Source organism: Streptococcus sp. NSSLK0004, from assembly GCF_059039125.1.
Genome location: NZ_CM180142.1, coordinates 466,156 through 490,561 on the forward strand (window position 1 = coordinate 466,156; position 24,406 = coordinate 490,561).

Genomic DNA, 24,406 nt, shown 5'->3' on the forward strand with positions numbered 1-24,406 from the left:
TGTATGAAAATAGGAAACTGAGGCAGAGTCAACAGACTCTAGGAAGTTTATCTTTTTCACTAAGAATTTAGCCTGAATACAATTACTCACCAGTCAATATTGACAAGCGTGGTTAATCTTGTTAGAATATAGATATTCAATTTTGAGTTGACAAGACTCAATAGTTAAGTGACGATAGCCTAGGAGATACACCTGTACCCATGCCGAACACAGCAGTTAAGCCCTAGCACGCCTGAAGTAGTTGGGGGTTGCCCCCTGTGAGATAAGGGAGTCGCTTAGCGAAAGGGAGTTTAGCTCAGCTGGGAGAGCATCTGCCTTACAAGCAGAGGGTCAGCGGTTCGATCCCGTTAACTCCCATAGGTCCCGTAGTGTAGCGGTTATCACGTCGCCCTGTCACGGCGAAGATCGCGGGTTCGATTCCCGTCGGGACCGTTCAATTTAAAAGAATTGAAGGAAATAACATTGATTTAGACTCGTTAGCTCAGTTGGTAGAGCAATTGACTTTTAATCAATGGGTCGCTGGTTCGAGCCCAGCACGAGTCATATGCGGGTTTGGCGGAATTGGCAGACGCACCAGATTTAGGATCTGGCGCTTTCGGGCGTGGGGGTTCAAGTCCCTTAACCCGCATAAAGAAAATATAAATTTGCCGGCTTAGCTCAGTTGGTAGAGCATCTGATTTGTAATCAGAGGGTCGCGTGTTCAAGTCATGTAGCCGGCATTAGGAAAAGATTGCGAACGTAGTTCAGTGGTAGAACACCACCTTGCCAAGGTGGGGGTCGCGGGTTCGAATCCCGTCGTTCGCTTTGAGAGGCCGGGGTGGCGGAACTGGCAGACGCACAGGACTTAAAATCCTGCGATGGCAACATCGTACCGGTTCGATTCCGGTCCTCGGCATAGATATAGTAAGCACCCTTAGCTCAATTGGATAGAGTACCTGACTACGAATCAGGCGGTTAGAGGTTCGACTCCTCTAGGGTGCATGACTCGCTTAATGTGTGTACATTAGGGGAGGTTTATTTTTAATGATATCGGGAAGTAGCTCAGCTTGGTAGAGTACTTGGTTTGGGACCAAGGTGTCGCAGGTTCGAATCCTGTCTTCCCGATAGTAAATCAGTTTTTTATCATTATAGTGGTTGATGGAAAACAAAGACTGGAGAAGATTAGGAAATCTTCTTTTTTTTGTTCATATTCAAAGTAAGTAATACCTATTTTTAGATTTTCAATTTCTCTGAAACTCTGAAAGGATGATTAAGATCTTAACCGTGTGTCTTAAATATCCTGAAGTTTCAGAAGATAAAATGAAAAGGACTCTGTTGGTCCTTTTTACTGTTCAAAGTGGCAATGTATTTGAAGTTATTGATCACCTCTAGCCTCTAGTTTTTTATTTGAATGTGGTACTGTCAAAATGATAAGATATTATATTTCACACTCTTTTGGAATGTCTAAAAGAGTATGCACGAACCTATCTTATAGTTTCCTTGATAATTTATATTAGATTTACTTCGTCAGGAAGGGTCACTGTTTCTTTGCCTTTTCTGTCGATAACTAGGATAGTCCTAGGATAGTAGGGATCAAAGGGAATGTTGAAATCAATTTCTAAGCGGTGTTTGAAATTTTCTTGGGAGAAAACTAATGTAATTTTTCCTGAGCGGTTTTTAATAGAGAATTTAATGATATGTTTGAGTGGTATTACGTATTTGAGATAGTTATCAATACAGAACCAAATGCTATCAATTAAATCTCCAGGGATAGAGGTGACGATGCCAAAACTAGCATAACGCCCTTTTGTATTTGTAAATGCCATAGTAGTCCTTTTCTAAATGTATGGAAGGTGATTTGGGTAAGAAAAAAGCCTGTTAAGCAGGTTTTTCTTTATGACTTTATCGACTTCGCAGTTCTAAATAGCGTTTGTACCAAATATTGACGTAGGCTGGTGAGAAGGGGCCGCGTTGATTGTTAATCCAATCTACTAAAATTTTGACATTCTCCTTGAGAATAAAGTCAATATCGTTTGGATAATTCATGAGTTTTCGGTGTCGTTCATACTCGTCAACATCTAACAAACGTTTTTCCCCATCTGCAAAGACCTTGACATCTAAATCATAATCGATGTACTTAAGGGCTTCACTATCTAGGACATATGGGCTTGCTAGGTTGCAGTAATAGGATACGCCATTTTCACGAATCATAGCAATGATATTAAACCAATATTTTTTGTGGAAATAAACAATCGCGGGCTCTCTTGTCACCCAACGTCTGCCATCATTTTCTGTTACTAATGTATGATTATTAACTCCGATGATTGCATTTTCAGTTGTTTTTAGTACCATGGTATCCTTCCACGATCTGTGGAGTTCGCCATCATGTTTATAACTTTGAATTGTAATAAAGTCGCCTTCTTTTGGTAATTTCATGGGTTACCAACTTTCTACAATTTCAGTTTAATCCTACCTATTATATCATATTTTTTTCATCAGTGGGGATTTTTTATTCTAAGTAATGGCGGAGCGCAGATTTTATGTTGTCATAATCGTAGCCTTTGCGTGCAAGGGATTGGAGAAGGCGTTGGTTTAGCTCGTATCCTTCGTATTTTCGGCTGTACTTGCGGTGTTGTTTGTCCAGTTCTTTGTATATGAGTTCTTCTTCTCGTCCTGGGTCGTCTTCTATATCCAGTTGTGTGATTGTTTGTTTAGCTAGTTCATAGTTAAATCCTTTGGCAATCAGGGACTGGGCTAGCTTGTCTTTCAAGGCACGCTGGGGGAGTTTTTCTTGGTATTTTTTTAAGAGTTTTTTAGCTAGTCGCTCTGCTATTTCTTCAAAATCTTCTAAAGCAAGCTCTTGGTCAATTAAGGATTTGGCGATGCCTTTTTGGGCTAGCTTTTGTCGCAGGACTTGAGGCCCCTTATCGCCAGAGTTGGCGTTTTGATAGAGGATTTGCTGGATATAGGCTTGGTCATCAATCCATTTTTCTGCTTCTAACTGGTCCAAGATGGCTGGAATAATCATTGGTTCTATTTCATGCTTTTTGAGATAGTCTTGGACTTCCTTGCGGGTTCGTCGTTTGAAACTGATATGGTAGAGGGCAAGATTTTTTCCATAGGAAAGCTGGGCGAAGTTTTTTATGTCTGTGAGTTCCTGAGGTGAAATTTCCTTGTCTTTACTCAGCATAAAGCGGACAATGGTGTCCTCGGTGACGTACAGATGTTCTGTGTGGTCTAACTCGAGTAGGTAGAGTCGTTTTTTCTTTTCAATCTTTGTGATTTTCATTCTTTCATTATACAGGAAATTCAGGTAAAATAGTAGTATGAAATTACAAGTGAAGCAGCGGATTCCGCTGAAAATCAAGCGTATGGGTATCAATGGCGAGGGGATTGGCTTTTATCAGAAGACCCTTGTTTTTGTACCAGGAGCATTGAAGGGTGAGGAAGTTTATTGTCAGGTAACGGCGGTAAAACGAAACTTTGTAGAAGCTCGATTGTTAAAAATTAACAAGGCTTCTAAATTTCGTGTGGAGCCTGCCTGTTCTATTTATGAAGCTTGCGGTGGTTGCCAGCTCATGCATTTGCAGTATGAACAACAACTGGATTTCAAGACGGACTTACTCAAGCAGGCTTTGAAGAAGTTCCAGCCGGCAGGTTATGAGCAATTTGAGATTCGTAGAACACTCGGTATGGAAGAGGCACGACATTATCGAGCAAAACTGCAGTTCCAAACACGGCAGTTCAAGGGACAAGTGCAAGCAGGATTATATGCGGAAAATTCTCATCGTTTGATTGCGATTCAAGATTGTTTGGTCCAAGATGAGGTGACTCAGTCAGTCATCAATCGTGTGGCTGATTTGCTGACCAAGCACCGGATTCCGATTTATGATGAGAGGAAGATTCAAGGTGTTCGGACCGTCATGGTGCGTAGGGCTAAGAAAACAGGTCAAGTTCAGTTGATTTTTGTGGTCTCTTGTCAGCTTAATCTAACCAGACTGATTCAGGAATTGGTGGCAGCTTTCCCAGAGATTGTGACGGTTGCGATCAACTGGAATCGGCAAAAGACCAGTGACATCTACGGTGAGAAAACGGAGATTATCTGGGGGCAGGAAGCTATTGACGAGGCTGTTTTGGACTACGAGTTCTCCCTGTCACCTCGGGCATTTTACCAATTAAACCCTGAGCAGACTGAAGTTCTTTACAGCGAGGCGGTCAAGGCTATGGATCTGCGTGGTGATGAGGCATTAATCGATGCTTACTGTGGTGTGGGAACGATTGGTTTTGCCTTTGCCAAGCGAGTGCGGTCGGTGAGAGGTATGGATATCATTCCTGAGGCGATTGAGGATGCTAGGAAGAATGCAGTACGTCTAGGCTTGGATAATACTTATTACGAGGCTGGTAAGGCGGAGGAGATTATTCCTAAGTGGTACGAGGATGGCTATAGAGCAGATGCCCTAGTGGTCGATCCGCCTCGAACAGGTTTGGATAAGGCTTTATTGGAGACCATTTTGCGTTACCAACCGGAGAAAATGGTCTATGTATCCTGTAATGTATCGACATTGGCACGTGATTTGGTACATTTAGTGAAGAGTTACGACGTACACTATATTCAGTCGGTTGACATGTTTCCGCATACTGCACGAACAGAGGCGGTTGTGAAATTGTCCAAACGAGATATCAACCATCATATTGATCTTGAAATCAATGAAGAAGATCTCAAAGATATTTCTGTCAAGAAGGATGCCACTTATTCAGAAATCAAAGATTATGTCTTTAGAAAATTTGAATTAAAAGTATCTACCCTTAACATTGCACAAGTAAAAAGGAAACTTGGGATAATCGAGCGAGAGAACTATAATCACTCTAAGAAAGAAAATCAAAGAGTTCCAAATTGTCCACCCAAAAAAGAACAAGCTATCATCGATGCGTTAACTTGGTTTGGAATGATTGAGTAATTAAATAAATTAAAAAGTGCAGAATTGATCTGCACTTTTTAACGTTCATAATCATTTGTATTGCGATTTTTACTTATTTGTTTTTGGTGTAATTTTTTGTGTTTTTCGATGCGTTCAAATACTTTTTTCTTATCATTTTCAGTGAGATAGTTTTGAAAATCTTCGTATAGGTTCATTGCAGGCTGCACTTCCTTCAATAGCGAATCCATTTTTTTCTCCGCTTCTTTTTGTTCAGCAATTCGTACAGACCTCTCATGTTGAAGCTGTTCTCTAGCTCTTTTCAATTCACCAGTTAATTGGCTAATTTTCTGTTTTAATCCTTGGACAATACTATTGTTAAAGACTTTATCAATAAAATCGTCTAAAATTTGTTTCATAGGTTTGGTATTTACTTGGTATAACATTTTTTCAAAAATTTTTAAAGGTACAACTGCAAATTTTTCTTTTTTTCCAAATAATCCACGTTCTTCTACTTTAAAGTCTTTTGTGAATAGGTAATTCTTATCCTCTTTAATTCCAATATCCTTTAATAATTGTTCGTTGATAGCATTTATAGCTTCTTCCTGTGCCAATAACAATTCAACTTTGTCAGCTTTAGCTTCAAACATCTTGTCTAACTTATTAACAGACTCTTGCTTTGAATGGATGACATTATCATATTGTTCAATTGATTGTGTTTTTCTATCAATCTCTTTTTCAAGTGTATTTAACTTCTCTTTCTTTTCTGCAAATTCTTTTTCTACTTTTGAGACCTCAGAAGTGATTTCAGCTTTAATATCATTCAGTTTCTTTTCTTTTTCCTCCTCAAGTTCAGCCATCATTTCTTTATACTCACGAATGTCTTTAATATTGTTCGTACCTACTTTTTTACGTTCAACTGCCATTTCTTTTAACATGTCCTCAAGGACTTTAATTTCGTTGTTGCGAAAAGCCATCAATTGAAACTTTCCTTTTTCTGTAAATCCCTCTTGCTTCAATGCTTTTGAAAAGCTTGGTTGTTTTGAAAGACCATTTTTGTAACCGTCTGCGATGGGAACGACATTTAAATGTAAATGCGGAGCACCTTTTTCATCCAGATGCACTACTGCATTATAAACACGGAAATGTGGATGACGTTTTTCGAAATCTTGCGCATATTTAGCTAAATATGACCCAATGTTGAGTTTATATCCTTCTGGTAATTTGTCCCAATCCGCTTTTGATCCAATACCAATGATAAACTCTCTCTGTTGATCTAAGGTATCAAGTTTACCAACATGTTTATAATAATCCTTGATTTTTCGATCATTTCTTATCTGCTTTTCATTGTATTCCTTCAAAGAAGGTCCAAATTCCTTTTCATATAGCTCTCGAATATCTAATTGTTTAACTACAATATTTTGATGACTTTTATCTCTAAGAATGTGTGAATGTTCTGGACTCTTCCATTCTTTTTCTGTCAAATCTCGATTATTATGTCGAATGTTTGTCATTCTCGGATTTGTTTTAAATGAAATAGTTAATTTTGGCATCACGTATACTCCTTAAAAATTTTTCTTTAATACAGTATGCCTTAAAAACTCATTTTAAAAATTTGAGAATGAATTTCGTTGGGAGCTATCCCTGAACCAAGTAATTAATTACTGATGTCTTATTCTTTAGAACTGAAATCTATGGGGACCGATCTCCTACTATTAAAATAAAATTGACAACTTAACAAGTCCATTATAGAAAAATGTATTGACTATTTAAGTAATCCATATTCAAGCGATTAATGGTTTTGTATAGTTGACCATTTTGGCTGTAATAATGGATTCATAAATTACTCCATGATTGAAAAACATTGGCTAATAAAGTAATCCATGTTTGTAAAATGAAAGGTCTAGTAAAGTAGTCCATAATTGTATAATATATGGCTGAATAAACTAGTCCATATTCTCTAAATTAATGGACTAATTAAAGAAGTCCATGTTTTCAAAAACAGCGGACCAATAAAGTAATCCATTCTTTAACAGATAATGGTTTTATAAAGTTACCCATTATGACTATAAAAAATGGATAGATAAATGATTCCATTATTTTTGTAGAAAAGTGATTATTTAAGATTGGTATGTTATTTTCTAAATTCTCAATATCTGAAAATTTTGTGCTATGATTGCTCGAATAGCGAGCAACGGCGAGGCGCTCCGCTATTCCTCGCCAAATAAATTAGACTCAATGATTCTCCTTAAAAAAATTTGAGAAGCAAGTAACAGAGGTTTTTGTTACTTTTTGTCAAAAAGTAACGTTTTTGTAGTTTTGACAACCCTACGGTTCATCAAAACTACAAACGCTCTCCGAGGGGTCTTGCAGACGGCATATTCGTCCCTAAGGACGAAAAGACAATGCCCAAGAATCACAAAGACATTGTTTAGAAATCATCAGTAAATAAGGCGTAAGCTAGTTTGTAGATGATGAAAATAAGAGTACGAAATAGAAAAGGAGTTCTCATTCTTCACTGTTATTTTTGATAAAATTTTGATATAATTTTATCAAAAACAGGAGGTGCAGAAATGCTTAATATTAGACCAGTCTCAGATTTAAGAAATCGATTCAGTGAAATAGAATCAGACGTTATAGAAAATGGTGAACCAGTATTTTTGACAAAAAATGGGTATGGTTCTATGGTTGTTATGAGTCTGGAGCAATATTCGCTCTTAACGGACACAAGGGAGAAAGCATTGGATGAAGCAGATCAGCAAGCAGCTATAAGTTCAAAACGATATACAGCCGAAGAAATTTTTGGAAGAGTGAGAAATAGGATTGATGGAGAATAAACACTATGAACTTACTTTTCTACCACTCTTTGAACAAGATCTTAATGAAGCTGTGGACTATATTACAAATACTTTAAATAGTCCCCAAGCTGCTTTGAATTTAGTTGATGAGGTAGAAAAGGTTATTTTTGAAAGATTAAAGAATCCAGCAGGCTATGCACCTTTTCCTACACTCAAAAAGCGTCCTCATGATTATTACACAATCAAAGTTAGGAACTTTACGATATTTTATGTGCTAATGGAAAACACTATGGAAATCCGCCGAATTCTTTATAGTAAACGTGATTTTGATAAGCTAATTTGAGAATAATTTAGAATTTTAAGGAGAAGTGATATGAGTTTTGATCATTTAGTCGCACAAATCAATACAGCATCGGAAACACAGCGTGATCGTGGAACCTATTTTGAATATCTGGCACGAGCCTATTTTCAAAATGAACCAACTTATAAGAATGAATTTAAAAACGTTTGGATGTTGTCGGATGTTCCAGCGGAATTTGGTATTCCTAAAGCTGATATTGGAGTCGATTTAGTTGCAGAAAAGCACACTGGTGAATTGGTAGCTATCCAAGCAAAGTTCTATAATCATGCTATTCGGAAGAAAGATATTGATTCTTTTCTTGGCGAGCTTGGCAAAGATTATTATGAATCAGGAATTATTGTTGCCTCTACTGATAAATGGGGAGCTAATGCAGAGAAAGCACTTGCTGATCGAAGTGATGTTGTTCGGATTGGGCTTTCAGAACTGAGAAATTCACGAATTGATTGGTCAAAATTTTCTTTTGATCGTCCTGAAGTTGTAACCGTGAAAGCTAAAAAACAACCACGTTACTATCAGAATAATGTTATCACATCTGCATTAGAATATTTCAAAGAGCATGATCGTGGACAGTTGATTATGGCTCCTGGTACAGGAAAGACATTTACAAGTTTAAAAGTTGCTGAGGCAATGGCAAAGGAAGCTGGAAAGGAACAGTATGTTGTTCTCTATCTTGTCCCAAGTATCCAACTACTGACTCAGACCTTGCGTGGTTGGAATAATGATACAGATATGTCCATGTCTTCAATGGCTGTTACCAGTGATCGAAACGCTAGTCGTGGAAGTGTTAAGAAAAAAGATAAGGATGAGGAGACCTACATCCAAATTAAAGTCAGCGATATTGGTTTTCCTGCGACAACATCAGCTAAGAAAGTTGTTGAAAATTATGAAGAGTTGTTGACCCAACCAAAGAAAGAATTGCTCGTTGTCTTTGGTACTTATCAATCAATTGAGGTCTTGGGAAAGGCTCAAAAAAATGGATTCCCTGATTTTGACCTTATCATCGCTGATGAAGCTCACCGTACAACTGGTGCCAAAGCTTTAGGTGAGGAAGATTCTTCATTTACAAAAGTTCATAGTAACTTGAATGTTAAAGGGCTTAAGCGACTTTATCAAACAGCTACACCAAAACTTTATGGTCTAGATGCTAAAAAGAAAGCACAGGATAACTCTATTGTCATTTCAAGTATGGATGACGAGGAACTCTATGGTAAAGTCTTTTACCGTCTAGGCTTCGGTGATGCCATCAGTCATGATATTCTAACAGACTATAAGTTAATGGTTTTAGCAGTTGATGAAACAGTGGTTCAAAAAGATATGCAAAAGTCCCTGTCAGATCCTGAAAATGGATTGAATATTGATGATGTTGGTAGAATCATCGGTGTCTGGAATGGTATGATAAAACGGGAAAGTTTCACGGATAAAGTATCTGGTGAGCCTATGAAACGTGCCATTGCATTCTCAAGAACCATTGACGACAGTAAACGTCTATCTGCTCAATTTGAAAATGTCGTCAATGATTATCTTAACTCTGAGGAAGGTTATTCGGTTAATGTCCGTCATGTAGATGGGAATATGAATGCCTTGGAAAAGAATGAAGCTTTGGATTGGCTTGCTAGTGATGATATTCCAGAGGATTCTGCTCGAATCCTATCCAATGTCCGCTTCTTGACCGAAGGGATTGATGTACCGAACTTGGATGCCATCATCTTTCTCTCTCCACGTAAGTCACAAGTCGATATCGTCCAAGCAGTCGGTCGAATTATCCGTAAATTTGAAGGGAAAGACTATGGTTATATCATCCTTCCTATTGTCATTCCTGCTGGTGAAACTCCTGAAACAATTTTAGATAATAACAAGTCTTATGATGTCGTTTGGCAGGTTTTGAATGCCCTGCGTTCAGTTGATGAACGCTTTGAAGCGACAATCAATAAACTAGAGTTGAATAAAAAGAAGCCAAAGAATATCCAAATTATTGGTGTTGGTGGTGCTCCAGATGATCCTTCTATCAATACTGGAGATGGTACCTACATCAATGAACCGCAGGCACCTTATCAAACTGAGCTTGAACTTGAATGGGAAGCCGTTGAAGGAGCAATATACGGGAAAATTGTGCAAAAGGTTGGGGACCGCCGTTATCTAGAAGACTGGTCTAAGGATGTAGCTGATATTGCTCGCCGTCATATTCAAGGAATTAACATTGTATTGGAATCAAATCCTGAGAGCAAAAAAGCTTTTAAGAGATTTTTGCATAGTTTGCAACATAATATCAATGAGTCAATTGATCAAAATCAAGCTATTGAGATGTTGGCTCAGCACTTGATTACACTACCAATTTTTGATGCCCTTTTTGGCGAGTATGGTTTTATTAAAAATAATCCTGTCAGCTCTGCCATGGAACAAATCGTGGCAGAACTGTCTCAATATGGATTTGAGAAGGAGCAAAAAGAACTTGAGCCCTTCTATAACTCTGTTCGTCTGCGTGCGGAAGGGATTGATAATGCCCAAGCCAAGCAGAAAATCATCATCACACTCTATGACAAATTCTTCTCCACTGGTTTCAAGTCTACGACAGAACGTTTGGGTATCGTCTTTACACCTGTTGAAGTGGTTGACTTTATCGTTAAGTCAGTTGATGTGGTCTTGAGGAAACATTTTGGCAAGACTATTGCCAGTGAAAATGTCCATATTCTTGATCCATTTACTGGAACAGGTACCTTTATCACTCGTACTCTTCACTACCTTAAATCACTTATGGATAAGGGAGAAATCACTTATGCTGACCTGGTGAGAAAATATACGCAAGAACTCCATGCCAATGAAATCGTCCTGCTCAGCTATTATATCGCTGCTATCAATATCGAAGCGGTATTTGACGACATAAATGGCGAGGAAGATTATCTCCCATTCGAAGGGATTGTTTTGACAGATACCTTTGAATCAACAGAGTCAGAAGATACGCTGGATGACTCCTTCTTCGGCACCAATGACCAACGTCTCAAACGACAGCAGGAAACACCAATTACAGCTATTATTGGTAATCCGCCTTATTCTATCGGTCAAGGTAGTGAAAATGATAATAACCAAAATATCTCATATCCTAAACTAGACCAACGTTTAGCAGATACCTATGTTGCAAAAAGTAAATCAATAACAACTAAAGGGCTATATGATAGCTACATAAAAGCCTTTCGCTGGGCATCGGACCGCCTCAAGGAGAATGGTGTCATCGGCTTTGTGACAAACGGAAATTATCTCAATACTAATTCAGCAGACGGACTACGTGCTGGATTATATGAAGAGTTTAATCATCTCTATATCTTTAATCTTCGAGGCGACCAACGAACAATTGGGGAACAATCTCGAAAGGAAGGAGGAAAGATTTTCGGTTCAGGTAGTAGAACTCCTGTGGCAATTTCTATTTTAGTTAAAGATGGTTCAGATCAGCATGATATCCATTATCATGATATTGGCGACTACCTGTCACAAAAGGAGAAACTGACTATCATTGAGAAGTTTGTGGATATTTCAGCTGTTGAGTGGCAGAATATTGAACCTGACGGCAATAATGATTGGCTTAATCAGAGAGACCCGAATTATCAGAGATACACTAGTTTAGTTGGTGAAGAAAATTCGATTTTCTTTAATAATGCTTTAGGAGTGAACACGAATAGAGACATTTGGATTTATGCATTTAGTAAATCTGGCGTTATCAAAAACTCTAGAAAGTTAATTGAGAACTATAATAATGAAGTTGATAGGATTTCGAAATATTCACTTGAGGATAAAGAACAGCATTTAACGAGTGATGAAAGTTTAGTTAAGTGGACAAGCGAGTTAAAAAAACAGGCTATTAACGGAATTAAGCATAGTTATAACTCTCAGGAAATAGAGGTTTTGTATAGGCCCTTCACTAAAAAATGGCTATATTATGACAAAAATTTTGTTCATCGAACTGGAAAATACTACAAAAAATTTGGTCAAGATAATTTAGTTATTACGACTACGGGAAGAGGAACTTCAAGAGATTTTTCTGTTATTGTCACTAACCATATTCCTGATATTCAGCTTCAAATGAACGGTCAAGGATTTATGCGTTATGATAATGAAGTTGATGAGACGCAACTTTTCCAATCTAATGACAATTTGAATCAGGCTTTTGCGGACAAACTCGGGTTGAGTTTAGATGACACCTTTGCTTATGTATATGGGCTACTTAATTCACGTGAGTACCAGGAAAAATATGCCAATGATTTGAAGAAAGATTTTGCACGCATTCCGATTGCGAAGTACAAAGAGAAATATGTTGAAGTCGGAAAAGCCCTGATGGACTTGCATCTTAACTATGAAGAAGTTCCTATTTATGATGATGTGGATACTCAGTTATCAGGTCATCCTTCTTATAAGGTGACCAAGATGAAATTCATCAAAAAAGGTGACCGCTCTGCTATTGTCTATAATAATGATATTACTATCAAAAATATCCCCGAGAAAGCTTATGAGTATATGGTTAATGGTCGTTCAGCAATAGAATGGATCATGGACCAGTATCAGATCAAAACCGATAAGAAATCAGGTATTACAGACGATCCGAACGACTATAGCACTGATGAAAAGTATATTTTCAATCTCTTACTCAGAATCATCAATGTATCTGTACAAACTGTCGATTTAGTTAATAGTCTACCTAAGTTTGAAGTGGAGGAGTAGATGAGTCACAATCATTCTGAGCACGTTATGTTTAAAGAAAATGTCCATACATTTTATATTGGATTTGATTTAGATAATTCAGGAAATTTATCGCAGGTTAAGTCTAAGTTTTATGATGAACTTTTTGACGACATCACAGCGTTTGCATTTGGTACCCAAAATGTAATGAAACGGATAAAAACACCTCAAGATGTATCCAAAGTTCAACGAGAAGCATTTAGAAAAATGTATAGTATCCCAGAATTGAAAGAGGCCAGTCAGTATTATTTGGAATCAGATTTCGTTGAAGACAAATATATAAGACGCGGTGAGTTTGGAGAGTTGTTGCTCTATCATTTACTTCACGAATATTTTAATGCAGATGCTCTAATTTCGAAAATATATTTTAAAGATAATGTCGGACTATCTGCGCATGGTTTTGATGCGGTTCATGTGGATTCGAAAAATCGTATTTTATGGATAGGGGAATCTAAGTTATACTCATCAGGCACCTCTGCGATTGATGAATTGATGAAAGATTTAAGTGAACATTTTAATACAAATTTCTTTGATACCGAATTCACTATTATTGACAATCGTGTACATGATAGTGGTATTGAACTAGATGATTTTATGAAAGAGTTAATATCTCCTCAAACGAAAGTATTAAAACGGTTGGCTAATATTAATATTGCATTATTTGCTGGTTTTGATAGCAGATCCTTACAAAACTATAAAGATGATGAAGAGTTTAAAATAGAACTTGATGTTGAGATACAAAAATTAAGGGAAAGAGCTAATAGAAAAATTCCAATGCATTCTTGGAATAAGTATTTAAATATTTATCTATTTCTTTTTCCAATAGATAATAAACGCCAATTTGTCAAAGATTTACATTTAAAATTAAAAGGGGCTCAGCAAATATGATAAATGTGAGTAATTTCACGAATCAAACAGAATTCAGAGATTTTAATGAAAATTTTTTATTGATTAAGTATGTCTCAAGCATAATTGACGAGCCTGAGGCACGTAAAATCATTATTCATATTCTAGATATTTGGGAAAATGTAAATTGTGATGCTAAAAATATTTGGATAGATTTAATTGGTAGAGCCGGATTTTACCCATACTATATAGAAAAGATCAACTCTACTGAAGACTATCAACAATCTATTCAAGAAAAAATAAAAACAGAGTATTTTAAATCAGAATATCTTCCTAATATTTATTTTCACGAAAAACAGAAAGAAATTGAATATGCTATCTCTAAAGGTGAGAACATTGCAGTTAGTGCACCGACAAGTTTTGGAAAAAGTTTATTAATTGAAGAGATTGTGGCTCGGAAATACTATGACAATATCTTAATAATTCAACCTACATTGGCGTTAATTGATGAAACCAGAAGGAAGCTATCAAAATATAAAGATTTCTATAATCTTGTAGTTAACACTAGACAGAAAATTGGTGAAAATAATATTTTTATTTTAACTGCAGAACGAGTATTAGAACTCCCTGAATTGCCTCGTATTGATTTTTTTATTATTGATGAATTTTATAAGATTAGCAACAGACTAAATGATAGTCGAATCGATGCTTTAAATGTTGCTTTATTAAAAATTATGAGTCATGAGCCCCAAGCTATGTTTTTAACTCCTTCAGTCAACTCATTATCAGAAGCATTTCGAGAAAAATATCATGTCACTTTTTTTAAAACAGACTATGCTTTAGTTAATACAAATGTCATTGAAATTAGGAATAGGAATAATAATCTCCTTTACGGTAATTCAAAAAAAAATAAATTGTTCCAAATGCTGTCTCAACAAGATGATTCAAGTATAGTATATGTTAAATCTCCTACTGAGGCTTACAAGTTAGCGAGAGAGTATACAAATTATTTGATTGAAAGGGGGAGCGGTATTAAATATGCTGACCTTGAATTATTTGAATGGATTGATAATAATATTTCAACGAATTGGCAGTTAAAAAAATTTTTAAATTATGGAATCGGAACTCATAATGGTGCATTGCCACGACATGTTGTTACTTCCATTGTGGATCTTTTCAATGATAAAAAGCTACAAGTTCTTTTTGCGACAGCCTCACTGATTGAAGGCGTTAACACTGTTGCTAAGAATATGTTTATCTATAGTCAAAACAAAGGCGATAACTTAATTGATTTCTTTGACTTTGCGAATATTCAAGGGAGAGCTGGTAGAATGAGTAAACACTTTACTGGCAATGTGTACCTTTTTATTGATAAAATTGAAGGTGAGGAATTCGTAATAGATGTTCCTAGTATTGATCAATCACCTGTCTCTGATGAGATATTAGTTCATATACCGAACAATGATGTTAGAGAAATTGATAGAAAAGTGGAGTTACTTAAAGGAATTGGAAATGAACTTCAGGATATAATCAGTAAAAACTTAATTTCTATAAATGGTCAAAAAGCTCTTTACAACTTTATAGAAAACAATAAGTCAGATCTTCACTTTTTAGTATGGGAAGGGATCCCTAAATATGAACAGTTATGGCAAACATTATTTTTAGGATATAAGTACCTAAAGCATAAAGATAAGTATGGCTATAGTCAAAATAAGGCAGTAACAGCCTTGAAATATATAAATCTATCATTCAAAGAATTGATTTATGAACAATACGCTTACTATGTTAAAAAAAATAAGAAAGATCCTTTGGATCGAGCTATAGATTATATGCTGAAATTTCAGAGAACTGATGCTAATTTTGAAATCCCAAAGCTTCTTGCTGTTGTTGATTCTATTCAAAAATATGTTTTTAGCCAATCAAAAATGAAGTGCGGGGACTATAGCGTGTTTGCTTCTTTATTAGAAAATGAACAAGTTGATGAAAGATTACAATTCTTAATTGATTATGGGGTACCTAGTTCAGCAGTCAAAAAAGTAAAATTACCAGAGGAGTTAACTGGCTATCCTAATATTATCCAATATCTAAAGGATAATATTTCGCAAATAAGTTCAAAGTTAATTCCTTATGAAATGAAGTTGATGAATGAGGCAATTTTTTAAGTGGATACTAATTTTTAAATTGTTGACAAGAGTTATGTTTAATCGTACTGTATATATACTTCTAGTACACCTCTAACAATGTTTTAAAACTAAAATCTTTTTACTTCCTGTAAGAAGATTTTTTGCATGGAATTAAAATGTAATATCAAATACATTAACAGTTTTTTATAATTTCCAAAAAATGGCAGAATATAGTTGAGTTATAGAAGGAGTTTATCATGAACTTACATGATTTACATTTCTACAAGCAACTACTTCTGCCTTTTGCAATGGAGAATCAGAGAATAAAGGTTTCACTTGGAGGTCATCTATGGATGAACTAGTGAGATTTTTGGAAGAAATGCTTCTGAAATACGGAGATAACATTGATTTCTCTACTTTGCCAATCAAGGAAGAAAACCTGTACACTGATGAGTAGTTGCTTGTATTCTTTGCTAAAAAGAGTTAAAATACCCTTAAGATTATAAGGGTATTTTTTGGTCAAACTTTTCAAGGAGAAATAAAATGAAGCGAAAGAAAGCCTATATCTATACAAGGGTATCTACAAATATGCAAGTTGAAGGATTTTCATTAGATGCTCAAGAAACAAGAATTCATCAATATGCGAATGCTTTTGATATTGAGATTGTGAAAACCTATCAAGACGCTGGGAAATCAGGTAAAACCATACTAGGACGAACGGAATTTATGGCCATGATATCAGACATCGAAGCAGAGAAAGATAGTGTGGACTACGTACTTGTATTCAAATTATCACGTTTTGGTCGAAATGCTGCGGATACTTTAAAATCTCTAGCTATCATGGAATCTCATGGTGTAAATCTGATTTGCGTTGATGATGGACTGGATAGTTCAAAGGATTCAGGAAAGTTAGTTATTACGATTTTGTCGGCAGTTGCTGAAATGGAAAGAGAAAATATTATTTCTCAAGCTATGGAAGGTCGCAGACAAAAAGCAAGAGCTGGTCAATGGAATGGTGGATTTGCGCCTGTAGGATATTCCCTTGTTAATGGTCAATTGCAAGTAAATTATAAAGAAGCTGAATCCGTAAAGATGATCTTTGATTTGTTTGCCAATAGTGATATGGGCACTATAGCTATTGCCAAGCATTTAGCCAACCTAGATATAAAGAAGCCAATTCGACACAATAGTACGCTTCCATATTTTTCATCAAGTGGTATTGCAAGAATCTTAGACAATCCAGTTTACAATGGAAAAATTGCTTTTGGCAGGCGTGAAAGCACTCGAGATAAAATTTCTGGTGAAACGAAAGTCACACAGTCTGAAAATTATATTCTAACAGACGGAATCCATGAAGCAATTATTGACGATGAGACTTGGAAAAAAGTGAGGAAAAAACGAGAAGCTAATGCCCATAAGTATAAACGTGAAAATCCAAACAAGGGCGATTCTATCTATGTACTTTCAGGGTTGATAAAATGTCCATTATGCAATGCTGGGCTTTATGGAAATAAAAGTATCAAGAGAAATAAAAACAAGAAAGATGAATACTATAAAAACTATTACTACTATGCTTGTAAACATAGAAATCATGTAGATGGTCACAAGTGTACATTTAATAAGCAACTAAAAACAGGAAATTTAGACCATGAAGTATTATCAATCATTAGTAAGTTAGTTTCAAGACCTGGTTTTGCAAGAAAACTGCAAGAGAAAATAAATATTCAGGTTGATACAAGTAGGATAGATAGTGAAATTGAACAATATAAGAGTCTCTTTCGCCAACTCAATGCAACTAAAATGAATTTAATCCAACAGATTGACTCCTTAAATTTTGAAGATCCTCATTTTCAGCAGAAGTCAATTGATTTAGATATGAGATTAAATACTATTTATGATAAATTAGCAGATGTAGAAATGCTAATTGAGACAAGTGAATCTAAACGAGAGGTAATCCTAAAGGATAAAATGACCGCTGATAATATTTATAAAATATTGGTCAACTTTGCATCATTTATGGACGTCATGGAAGATATCGACAAGAAGCGATTGTGTCAGATGTTGATTGAAAAAGTCGAAATTTATGATGACAAAAATAAAGCAGGACGTTGGGTAAAAGCCATTCATTTCAAGCTTCCAATCATTGAGGAAGACTTAGAAATTAGTTTGGACAATAGTACACCGGTTGAGGCGGTTGTGAAATTGGTAAAAAAAGGCAGATAATTTTCTGTCTTTTCTTGATTTTATCGGATAAAAATAATATACTAAAATTGAATATAACCAACTGTATAGGAGGTTTGGAATGTCTAATTTATCAAATGAAAAGCCACTGTATTTACAGCTGGTAGATGTTTTGGAAGTGAAAATTAGAGAAACAATGGCTCCTAATGAGAAGTTGTTATCAGAGAGAGAATTGACACAAGTCTATGGTGTTAGTCGAATTACAGTTCGCTTGACCTTACAAGAATTAGAGAAGCGAGGGCTTGTCTATAAGAAGCATGGTAAGGGAACCTATGTTTCGGAAATTCGTGAACCAGCGGTTGATTTATCTGCGGCCTATAGTTTTACGGAGCAGATGAAAAGGATTGGAAAAATACCTAAGACAAGTATTCTTTTGCTCCGGACAATAGCTACAAATGATTATCTTTCTAAGAATCTCCAATTACAGGTGGGGCAAGAAGTTGTAGAGTTAGAGCGCTTAAGGCTTGCTGATGGAGTTCCGATGATGTTGGAGCGGACTTATATTCCAGCTAACCTAGTTCCTGGACTGACAGAGGAACGGCTCAATCAAAAACCTCTTTATGAGATTTTTGCTGAGGATTACGGCCAAACAATTCGTTTGGCGGAAGAGGAATTTTATGCTAGTTTGGCCTTGGACAATGAAGCGAATTTGCTTGGAATTTCCCCAAATGGTCCTGTATTACATCTCCTCCGAAAAACTTACAATGATAAAAATATGCTGATAGAATATACGTTCAGTATTGCTCGAGCGGATCAATTTCGTTATAAAATTAGTCATAAACGTGGAGAGACTTCGTAAGGGAGTCTTTCTTTTTTTATTAGGAAGCTTTGTTTATTTCTGTTCAGGTGTGTTTTACTAAAAACAAAAAGACAAACCTTCTTTGGGGTTTGTCTGTAAGATAGATGAATGGAGCTTTTCACTGTGTTAGCGTTTGTTGGCTGAAATTTCAAATTTGAAAAATTTCCAATGTTTATAAGTTTCGACATATTCTAGCACTTCATCGCTGCCATTTTTACGAGTTGTTTTTATTTGAAGGATAGCAGGTTCTGCTTCATTGAGCTTCAAATGCTTGGCAACCTCTTTAGGAACAGGGAGAGCTACCTCATTTGTTTCTACATATGGTTCCTCAGACATGTGCAAATTAAAGTCTAGTTTGAAACGTTGGTAGATTGATTTGAAGTGCTCTAGGCCTGCTTGACTGTTTTGAATGTAGCGTTTTGGGATATAGGATTGGTGGTAGATGTAAGGTTGACCGTTTGCAGTGCGAACACGAGTGATTTTAAAGTAACTATCGTTTTTATCGAGCTCTAATTTTTCAAGAATTGTAGCATCATTTCCTTGTTCACAAGAGAGAACGGTTACTTCATCATTGTCCAATGAGAAGACTTCAATATCTGAGAATTCTACTAGTTTTCCTTTACGTGATCGTGATACAAAGGTTCCTTTTCCTTGCTGGCGAATCAGGTAACCGTCTTTAACAAGTTCGTTTACAGCACGGATAACTGTGATAGAACTGACGTTAAATATTTTTGTAAGTTCAGCTTCTGTGTAGAATTTGTCGCCATTTTCAAACTTTCCAGATATAATTTGTTGACGTAAATCATTTTGAATTAGTTGATATTTTGGTACTTTCATAAAAGTGTCCTTTCTGGTATTATTCATATTTCCCTTAAGCTTATTATACTAAATATTCTTTTAATTTAAAAATATTTATCAGAAATAAAAAAAATTTTTTAAAAAATTAAAAACATACTGGACATAACCAGATACATGTGTTAATATATAGATAGAAATAAAATAGTTACAGGAGTAGGCTATGAAAGACTTTCAAATAAAGGAGAGATTTTATTTAGATGGTCAGCCTTTCAAAGTTTTATCAGGTGCCATACATTATTTTCGGGTTCATCCAGATGATTGGTATCATTCTTTGTATAATTTAAAAGCTCTAGGCTTCAATACAGTTGAAACCTATGTTCCTTGGAATATGCACGAACCTCAAAAAGGTCAGTTTCAGTTTGAAGGAATACTTGATATTGAAGCGTTTTTAGAGCAAGCACAAGACCTTGGTCTCTATGCGATTGTTCGGCCTTCCCCTTATATTTGTGCGGAATGGGAGTGGGGTGGTTTGCCAGCTTGGCTAATGAAGGAGAAGATTAGGGTGCGTTCGAGTGATCCGAATTACTTACAACATTTGGATGATTACTACGCTTTCCTTCTTCCTAAGTTAGTGAAGCATCAGCTATCTAATGGCGGAAATATCCTCATGTTTCAGATTGAGAATGAGTATGGATCCTACGGTGAAGAAAAAGCCTATCTCAGAGCTGTCAGCGCTTTGATGAAAAAGCATGGTCTCACCGCTCCCTTCTTCACATCTGATGGTCCTTGGAGGGCTTGTTTAAGAGCTGGGACCTTAATAGAGGAAGATATTCTGGTTACAGGAAATTTTGGATCTAAGGCTAGCGAAAACTTCAAACAGATGCAAGATTTCTTTGATGAGTACGGTAAGAAGTGGCCACTCATGTGTATGGAATTTTGGGATGGTTGGTTCAATCGTTGGGGAGATGAAGTCATTCGTAGGGATCCAGATGAATTAGCTCAGGCAGTTATGGAGTGTATTGAACTGGGGTCGATTAATCTTTACATGTTTCATGGTGGAACCAATTTTGGTTTCATGAATGGATGTTCAGCTAGAGGTCAAATTGACTTACCACAGGTGACTTCTTATGACTACGACGCTATCTTAGATGAGGCAGGGAATCCAACCAAGAAATTCTATGCTATACAGGATTTGATGAAAAAAACTTATCCAGATTTAGCCTATAATGAGCCATTAATAAAGGAAATTGGGACTTATGAGCCAGTTGAATTGACTGATAGGGTTAGTTTGTTTTCGACACTAAAAAATGTAAGCGGTTCCTTAAAGTCGTTCTATCCGCTAACCATGGAAGAAGTGGAGCAATCTACGGGGTATATTTACTATCGAACAGAAATCAAAAAAGATAAAGAAGAGGTAGAGCGTTTCCGAGTAATTGATGCGCGTGATCGTATCCAGGTCTTTGTCGATGGAGAGAAGCTCATTACTCAGTATCAGGAAGAGATTGGAGAGGATATCAAACTTTACCAGACCTATGAAACTGTTGAATTAGGTATTCTGGTCGAAAATATGGGACGTGTCAATTATGGGCACAAGCTCACAGCTCCAACCCAGTCTAAAGGCTTGGGACGTGGAGCTATGGTAGATTTGCATTTTATTGGGAATTGGATTATTTATCCCCTACCGCTAGATGACTTATCTGGTCTAGATTTTACAGGTGATTGGAAGGAAGGGCAACCGGCTTTTTATCGTTACCAATTAGAAGTGAGAGACTTGTCAGATACTTATCTCGATATGACAGGTTTTGGTAAGGGAGTCGTATTTGTAAATAATGTAAATATTGGACGTTTCTGGGAAAAGGGACCACATCTTTCTCTCTATTTACCAAAAGGATACTTAAAGAAAGGAGTTAATGAGATTATCGTCTTCGAAACCGAAGGAACATTCAGAGAAAGTTTGGTATTTTCACAGGAACATGTTTATAAAAATATGGAATCTGATAATATAGTCTAGGAAGGGCTAGTCAGACAAAGATTTATGAAGAAAAGGAGACACTTATGACAATTATTGCGACACGTATTGATGGTCGTTTGATTCACGGTCAGGTTGCTAATTTATGGACGACGAAATTAAATATCAGTCGTATCATGGTGATCGATGATGCTGTTGCTCAAAATGACATTGAAAAGCAAGGACTGAAATTGGCTTGTCCGCCGGGGGTGAAATTATCAATTTTACCGATTGAAAAGGCCGCAAATAATATTAAGGAAGGCAAGTATGACAGCCAACGTCTCTTAATCGTTGCGCGCCGTCCAGAAAACTTCCTTCGCTTGGTTGAGTATGGTGTAGACATTCCGGAATTAAACGTAGGAAATATGTCTCAATCACCAGAAACGCGCTCTGTAACTCGTTCTATAAATGTTGTAGATAAAGACATTGCTGATTTTGATGCCTTGGTAGCTAAGGGTGTGAAATTGATTGCTCAAATGGTACCAGGTGACACACCAAAAGACTTTATGCCACTCTTGGATAAAGTTAGATAATATTCGGATATTTTTGAAAAATTTTAAAGGAGGAACACTATTATGCAATGGTGGCAAATATTACTTCTAACGCTCTATTCTGCTTATCAGATTTGCGATGAGTTGACGATTGTATCCTCAGCGGGATCACCCATTTTTGCAGGATTCATTACAGGTTTGATTATGGGCGATATGGAAGTAGGATTGTTAATTGGTGCAAGCTTGCAACTTGTTGTTTTGGGTGTGGGAACTTTTGGTGGTGCTTCCCGGATTGATGCAACATCAGGTGCAGTTCTTGCTACAGCATTTTCTATTTCACAAGGGTTGGATCCAGAGATTGCTATTTCTACTATTGGTGTACCAGTTGCAGGTTTGCTAGTGTATACAGATATATTAGGTCGCTTTACCACTACCTTCTTTGCTCACCGTGTAGATGCCGCTGTTGAGCGGTTTGACTACGCTGGTATTGAGCGTAACTATCTTCTCGGTGCGATTCCTTGGGCTCTCTCTCGCGCCCTTCCAGTCTTCCTTGCATTACAATTTGGTGGAGGACTTGTCGAAACTCTTGTAACCACAATTGAATTACCAGAATACAAATGGATTGCAGCAGGTTTGACATTGGCAGCTCGGATGCTTCCAGGTCTCGGATTTGCGATCTTACTTCACTACCTTCCACTTAAACGCAACCTTCACTACTTGGCAGTTGGTTTCGTCATTACAGCTATGTTGACTGTTCTGTATGGTAACGTATCAACATTGGGACTTGCAGTGAGCCAAATTGGTGGATTAGAAAGTTTGGCTGAAGGATTGGCAAAAGCAGAGTACTCCTTTGTCAATAACTTCAAAGGCTTGTCAATGATTGGTATCGCTGTTATAGGTGCCTTCCTTTCAGTGCTTCACTTCAAAAATAGCCAAAAGGTAACTGTGGTTGCTCCATCAAATTCAGAAAGTGGGGAAATTGAAGATGACGAAATCTAATTACAAACTAACAAAAGAAGATTTTAATCAAATCAACAAACGTAGCTTGTTCACTTTCCAACTTGGTTGGAACTATGAGCGGATGCAAGCTTCAGGTTACCTCTATATGATTTTGCCACAATTACGCAAAATATATGGAGATGGTACTCCTGAGTTGAAGGAAATGATGAAACTACATACCCAGTTCTTCAATACATCACCATTCTTCCATACCATTATTACAGGTATTGACTTGGCACTTGAAGAAAGCGATGGTGTGGCGTCTAAAGATGCGGTTAATGGTATCAAGACAGGTTTGATGGGGCCATTTGCTCCGATTGGTGACTCAATCTTTGGTTCTCTTGTTCCAGCTATCATGGGGACTGTTGCAGCTACTATGGGTAAAGAGGGGTCTCCTGTTGGAATCTTCCTTTGGATTGCAGTAGCGATTGCCTACGATATTTTCCGTTGGAAACAGCTAGAAGTTGCTTACAAGGAAGGTACTAAGCTCATTACAACTATGCGTGATAAGTTGACAGCTCTTGTTGATGCTGCTTCTGTGATGGGTGTCTTCATGATGGGTGCTTTGATTGCAACCATGATTAACTTTGAAATCACTTGGGCTCCTAAGATTGGTGAGAAAGTAATTGACATTCAAGACTTGCTCAATACAATCTTCCCACGCCTTGTTCCAGCCCTCTTTACAGGATTTGTCTTCTGGCTATTAGGACGTAAAGGTATGACATCTACTAAAGCTATTCTAATCATCATCCTACTTGCTTTAGGTCTGTCTGCTATTGGTCATTTCCTATTTGGTATGGTATAATGAAGAAGAGTCTGGTATTAGTTAGTCATGGTCTCTTCTGTGAGGAGTTAAAAAAATCTACTGAGATGATTATGGGACCTCAAGAGGATATCCATACAGTAGCACTCTTACCAGAAGAAGGTCCAGATGACTTCAAGGAAAAATTTGAAGCAACAATCGCTTCGTTAGATGACTTTGTAGTCTTTGCGGATTTGCTAGGTGGAACACCAGCCAATGTAGTTTCTCGTCTTCTCTTAGAAGGAAAGGAATTTGATCTATATGCTGGCATGAATATGCCAATGATTGTCGGATTCTTGAACGGAGCCCTGCTTGGTGAAGAGGTAGACTACGTGGCATTTGGCACAAGTAATATCGTACATGTTAATGTGTTGTTGACTACGGACAGTGATGAAGATGAGTGAAAAACTCCAGTGGAGTTTTTCAGCCCGATCCTAGAAATAGGAAGCAACGAATTTATTCCATAAGGAGCTAGAACCTAGTGATCTAGCCGTGATTATTGAGACTTTAAGTGTCCTGA

The 24,406-nt window shown here is 36.8% G+C and carries 17 protein-coding genes, 9 tRNA genes, 1 rRNA gene and 1 pseudogene; 23 read left to right on the forward strand and 5 right to left on the reverse strand.

The features are described from left to right. Window positions 1–164: 164 nt before the first annotated feature. The 10 genes from rrf (at window position 165) to AC4CS8_RS02590 (ending at window position 1,104) form a co-directional block, all read left to right on the forward strand. Window positions 165–280 (forward strand): 5S ribosomal RNA (gene rrf, locus AC4CS8_RS02545). A 4-nt stretch (window positions 281–284) separates the two neighbouring features. Beyond that, window positions 285–357, forward strand: a tRNA-Val gene (locus AC4CS8_RS02550). A gap of 2 nt (window positions 358–359) precedes the next feature. Continuing rightward, window positions 360–432, forward strand: a tRNA-Asp gene (locus AC4CS8_RS02555). A gap of 38 nt (window positions 433–470) precedes the next feature. After that, window positions 471–543, forward strand: a tRNA-Lys gene (locus tag AC4CS8_RS02560). 3 nt (window positions 544–546) lie between these two features. Further along, window positions 547–628 (forward strand) — tRNA-Leu (locus tag AC4CS8_RS02565). A gap of 18 nt (window positions 629–646) precedes the next feature. Further along, window positions 647–719, forward strand: a tRNA-Thr gene (locus AC4CS8_RS02570). A gap of 13 nt (window positions 720–732) precedes the next feature. Next, window positions 733–804: transfer RNA gene (locus AC4CS8_RS02575), tRNA-Gly, on the forward strand. Between the two features lie 7 nt (window positions 805–811). Then, a tRNA-Leu gene (locus AC4CS8_RS02580) sits at window positions 812–895 on the forward strand. A gap of 12 nt (window positions 896–907) precedes the next feature. Then, window positions 908–981: transfer RNA gene (locus AC4CS8_RS02585), tRNA-Arg, on the forward strand. A 49-nt stretch (window positions 982–1,030) separates the two neighbouring features. After that, a tRNA-Pro gene (locus tag AC4CS8_RS02590) sits at window positions 1,031–1,104 on the forward strand. 383 nt (window positions 1,105–1,487) lie between these two features. Here AC4CS8_RS02590 and AC4CS8_RS02595 read toward each other — a convergent pair. The 3 genes from AC4CS8_RS02595 to recX all read right to left on the reverse strand — a co-directional run bounded on the left by AC4CS8_RS02595 (window position 1,488) and on the right by recX (window position 3,268). After that, on the reverse strand, window positions 1,488–1,805 hold the full coding sequence (locus tag AC4CS8_RS02595) for a DUF960 domain-containing protein (protein WP_493893404.1): 318 nt from the start codon (window positions 1,803–1,805) through the stop codon (window positions 1,488–1,490). A gap of 76 nt (window positions 1,806–1,881) precedes the next feature. Then, the gene (gene ntdP / locus AC4CS8_RS02600; protein ID WP_493893405.1) at window positions 1,882–2,415 is read right to left on the reverse strand and encodes a nucleoside tri-diphosphate phosphatase; all 534 of its coding nucleotides are present in this window, start codon (window positions 2,413–2,415) and stop codon (window positions 1,882–1,884) included. Between the two features lie 73 nt (window positions 2,416–2,488). Continuing rightward, window positions 2,489–3,268: a recombination regulator RecX gene (gene recX / locus AC4CS8_RS02605; RefSeq protein ID WP_493893406.1), complete on the reverse strand. Its 780-nt coding sequence runs from the start codon at window positions 3,266–3,268 to the stop codon at window positions 2,489–2,491. Between the two features lie 37 nt (window positions 3,269–3,305). Between recX and rlmD the strand changes: the two are divergent. Next, a pseudogene (gene rlmD, locus AC4CS8_RS02610) lies at window positions 3,306–4,655 on the forward strand (23S rRNA (uracil(1939)-C(5))-methyltransferase RlmD); the annotation flags it as partial. Between the two features lie 320 nt (window positions 4,656–4,975). Here rlmD and AC4CS8_RS02615 read toward each other — a convergent pair. Beyond that, window positions 4,976–6,448, reverse strand: a complete 1,473-nt coding sequence (locus tag AC4CS8_RS02615; protein ID WP_493893407.1) for a plasmid recombination protein — start codon at window positions 6,446–6,448, stop codon at window positions 4,976–4,978. A gap of 1,020 nt (window positions 6,449–7,468) precedes the next feature. Between AC4CS8_RS02615 and AC4CS8_RS02620 the strand changes: the two genes are divergently transcribed. The 7 genes from AC4CS8_RS02620 to AC4CS8_RS02650 all read left to right on the forward strand — a co-directional run bounded on the left by AC4CS8_RS02620 (window position 7,469) and on the right by AC4CS8_RS02650 (window position 18,788). Then, entirely contained in the window at window positions 7,469–7,732 is a 264-nt protein-coding gene (locus tag AC4CS8_RS02620) for a type II toxin-antitoxin system Phd/YefM family antitoxin (RefSeq protein WP_024403749.1), read from the forward strand. Continuing rightward, window positions 7,722–8,036: a type II toxin-antitoxin system RelE/ParE family toxin gene (locus AC4CS8_RS02625; protein ID WP_493893408.1), complete on the forward strand. Its 315-nt coding sequence runs from the start codon at window positions 7,722–7,724 to the stop codon at window positions 8,034–8,036. The genes AC4CS8_RS02620 and AC4CS8_RS02625 overlap by 11 nt, the downstream gene beginning before the upstream one ends. Window positions 8,037–8,066: 30 nt before the next feature. Beyond that, on the forward strand, window positions 8,067–12,761 hold the full coding sequence (locus AC4CS8_RS02630) for a DEAD/DEAH box helicase (RefSeq protein ID WP_493893409.1): 4,695 nt from the start codon (window positions 8,067–8,069) through the stop codon (window positions 12,759–12,761). Continuing rightward, window positions 12,762–13,667, forward strand: a complete 906-nt coding sequence (locus AC4CS8_RS02635) for a HamA C-terminal domain-containing protein (protein WP_493893410.1) — start codon at window positions 12,762–12,764, stop codon at window positions 13,665–13,667. Continuing rightward, entirely contained in the window at window positions 13,664–15,787 is a 2,124-nt protein-coding gene (locus AC4CS8_RS02640; protein ID WP_493893411.1) for a DEAD/DEAH box helicase, read from the forward strand. Before AC4CS8_RS02635 ends, AC4CS8_RS02640 begins: the two co-directional genes overlap by 4 nt. 504 nt (window positions 15,788–16,291) lie before the next feature. Continuing rightward, entirely contained in the window at window positions 16,292–17,971 is a 1,680-nt protein-coding gene (locus AC4CS8_RS02645) for a recombinase family protein (protein WP_493893412.1), read from the forward strand. Between the two features lie 79 nt (window positions 17,972–18,050). Next, a complete protein-coding gene (locus AC4CS8_RS02650; RefSeq protein WP_493893413.1) occupies window positions 18,051–18,788 on the forward strand; it encodes a GntR family transcriptional regulator in 738 nt (245 codons plus the stop codon). A 126-nt stretch (window positions 18,789–18,914) separates the two neighbouring features. Here the strand turns inward: AC4CS8_RS02650 and AC4CS8_RS02655 are convergent, their stop codons facing one another. Beyond that, a complete protein-coding gene (locus tag AC4CS8_RS02655; RefSeq protein ID WP_493893414.1) occupies window positions 18,915–19,625 on the reverse strand; it encodes a GntR family transcriptional regulator in 711 nt (236 codons plus the stop codon). Window positions 19,626–19,806: 181 nt separating this feature from the next. Between AC4CS8_RS02655 and AC4CS8_RS02660 the strand changes: the two genes are divergently transcribed. Genes AC4CS8_RS02660 through AC4CS8_RS02680 form a run of 5 tightly spaced genes read left to right on the forward strand, consistent with a single transcriptional unit; the run spans window position 19,807 to window position 24,290 of the window. Next, entirely contained in the window at window positions 19,807–21,597 is a 1,791-nt protein-coding gene (locus AC4CS8_RS02660; RefSeq protein WP_493893415.1) for a glycoside hydrolase family 35 protein, read from the forward strand. Between the two features lie 44 nt (window positions 21,598–21,641). Beyond that, window positions 21,642–22,127, forward strand: coding sequence for a PTS sugar transporter subunit IIB (locus AC4CS8_RS02665; protein ID WP_493893416.1), 486 nt, complete (start codon window positions 21,642–21,644; stop codon window positions 22,125–22,127). 39 nt (window positions 22,128–22,166) lie between these two features. Next, entirely contained in the window at window positions 22,167–23,084 is a 918-nt protein-coding gene (locus tag AC4CS8_RS02670; RefSeq protein WP_493893863.1) for a PTS mannose/fructose/sorbose/N-acetylgalactosamine transporter subunit IIC, read from the forward strand. Beyond that, a complete protein-coding gene (locus tag AC4CS8_RS02675) occupies window positions 23,071–23,889 on the forward strand; it encodes a PTS system mannose/fructose/sorbose family transporter subunit IID (protein ID WP_493893417.1) in 819 nt (272 codons plus the stop codon). The genes AC4CS8_RS02670 and AC4CS8_RS02675 overlap by 14 nt, the downstream gene beginning before the upstream one ends. Further along, entirely contained in the window at window positions 23,889–24,290 is a 402-nt protein-coding gene (locus AC4CS8_RS02680) for a PTS sugar transporter subunit IIA (RefSeq protein ID WP_493893418.1), read from the forward strand. Before AC4CS8_RS02675 ends, AC4CS8_RS02680 begins: the two co-directional genes overlap by 1 nt. Window positions 24,291–24,406 lie beyond the last annotated feature (116 nt).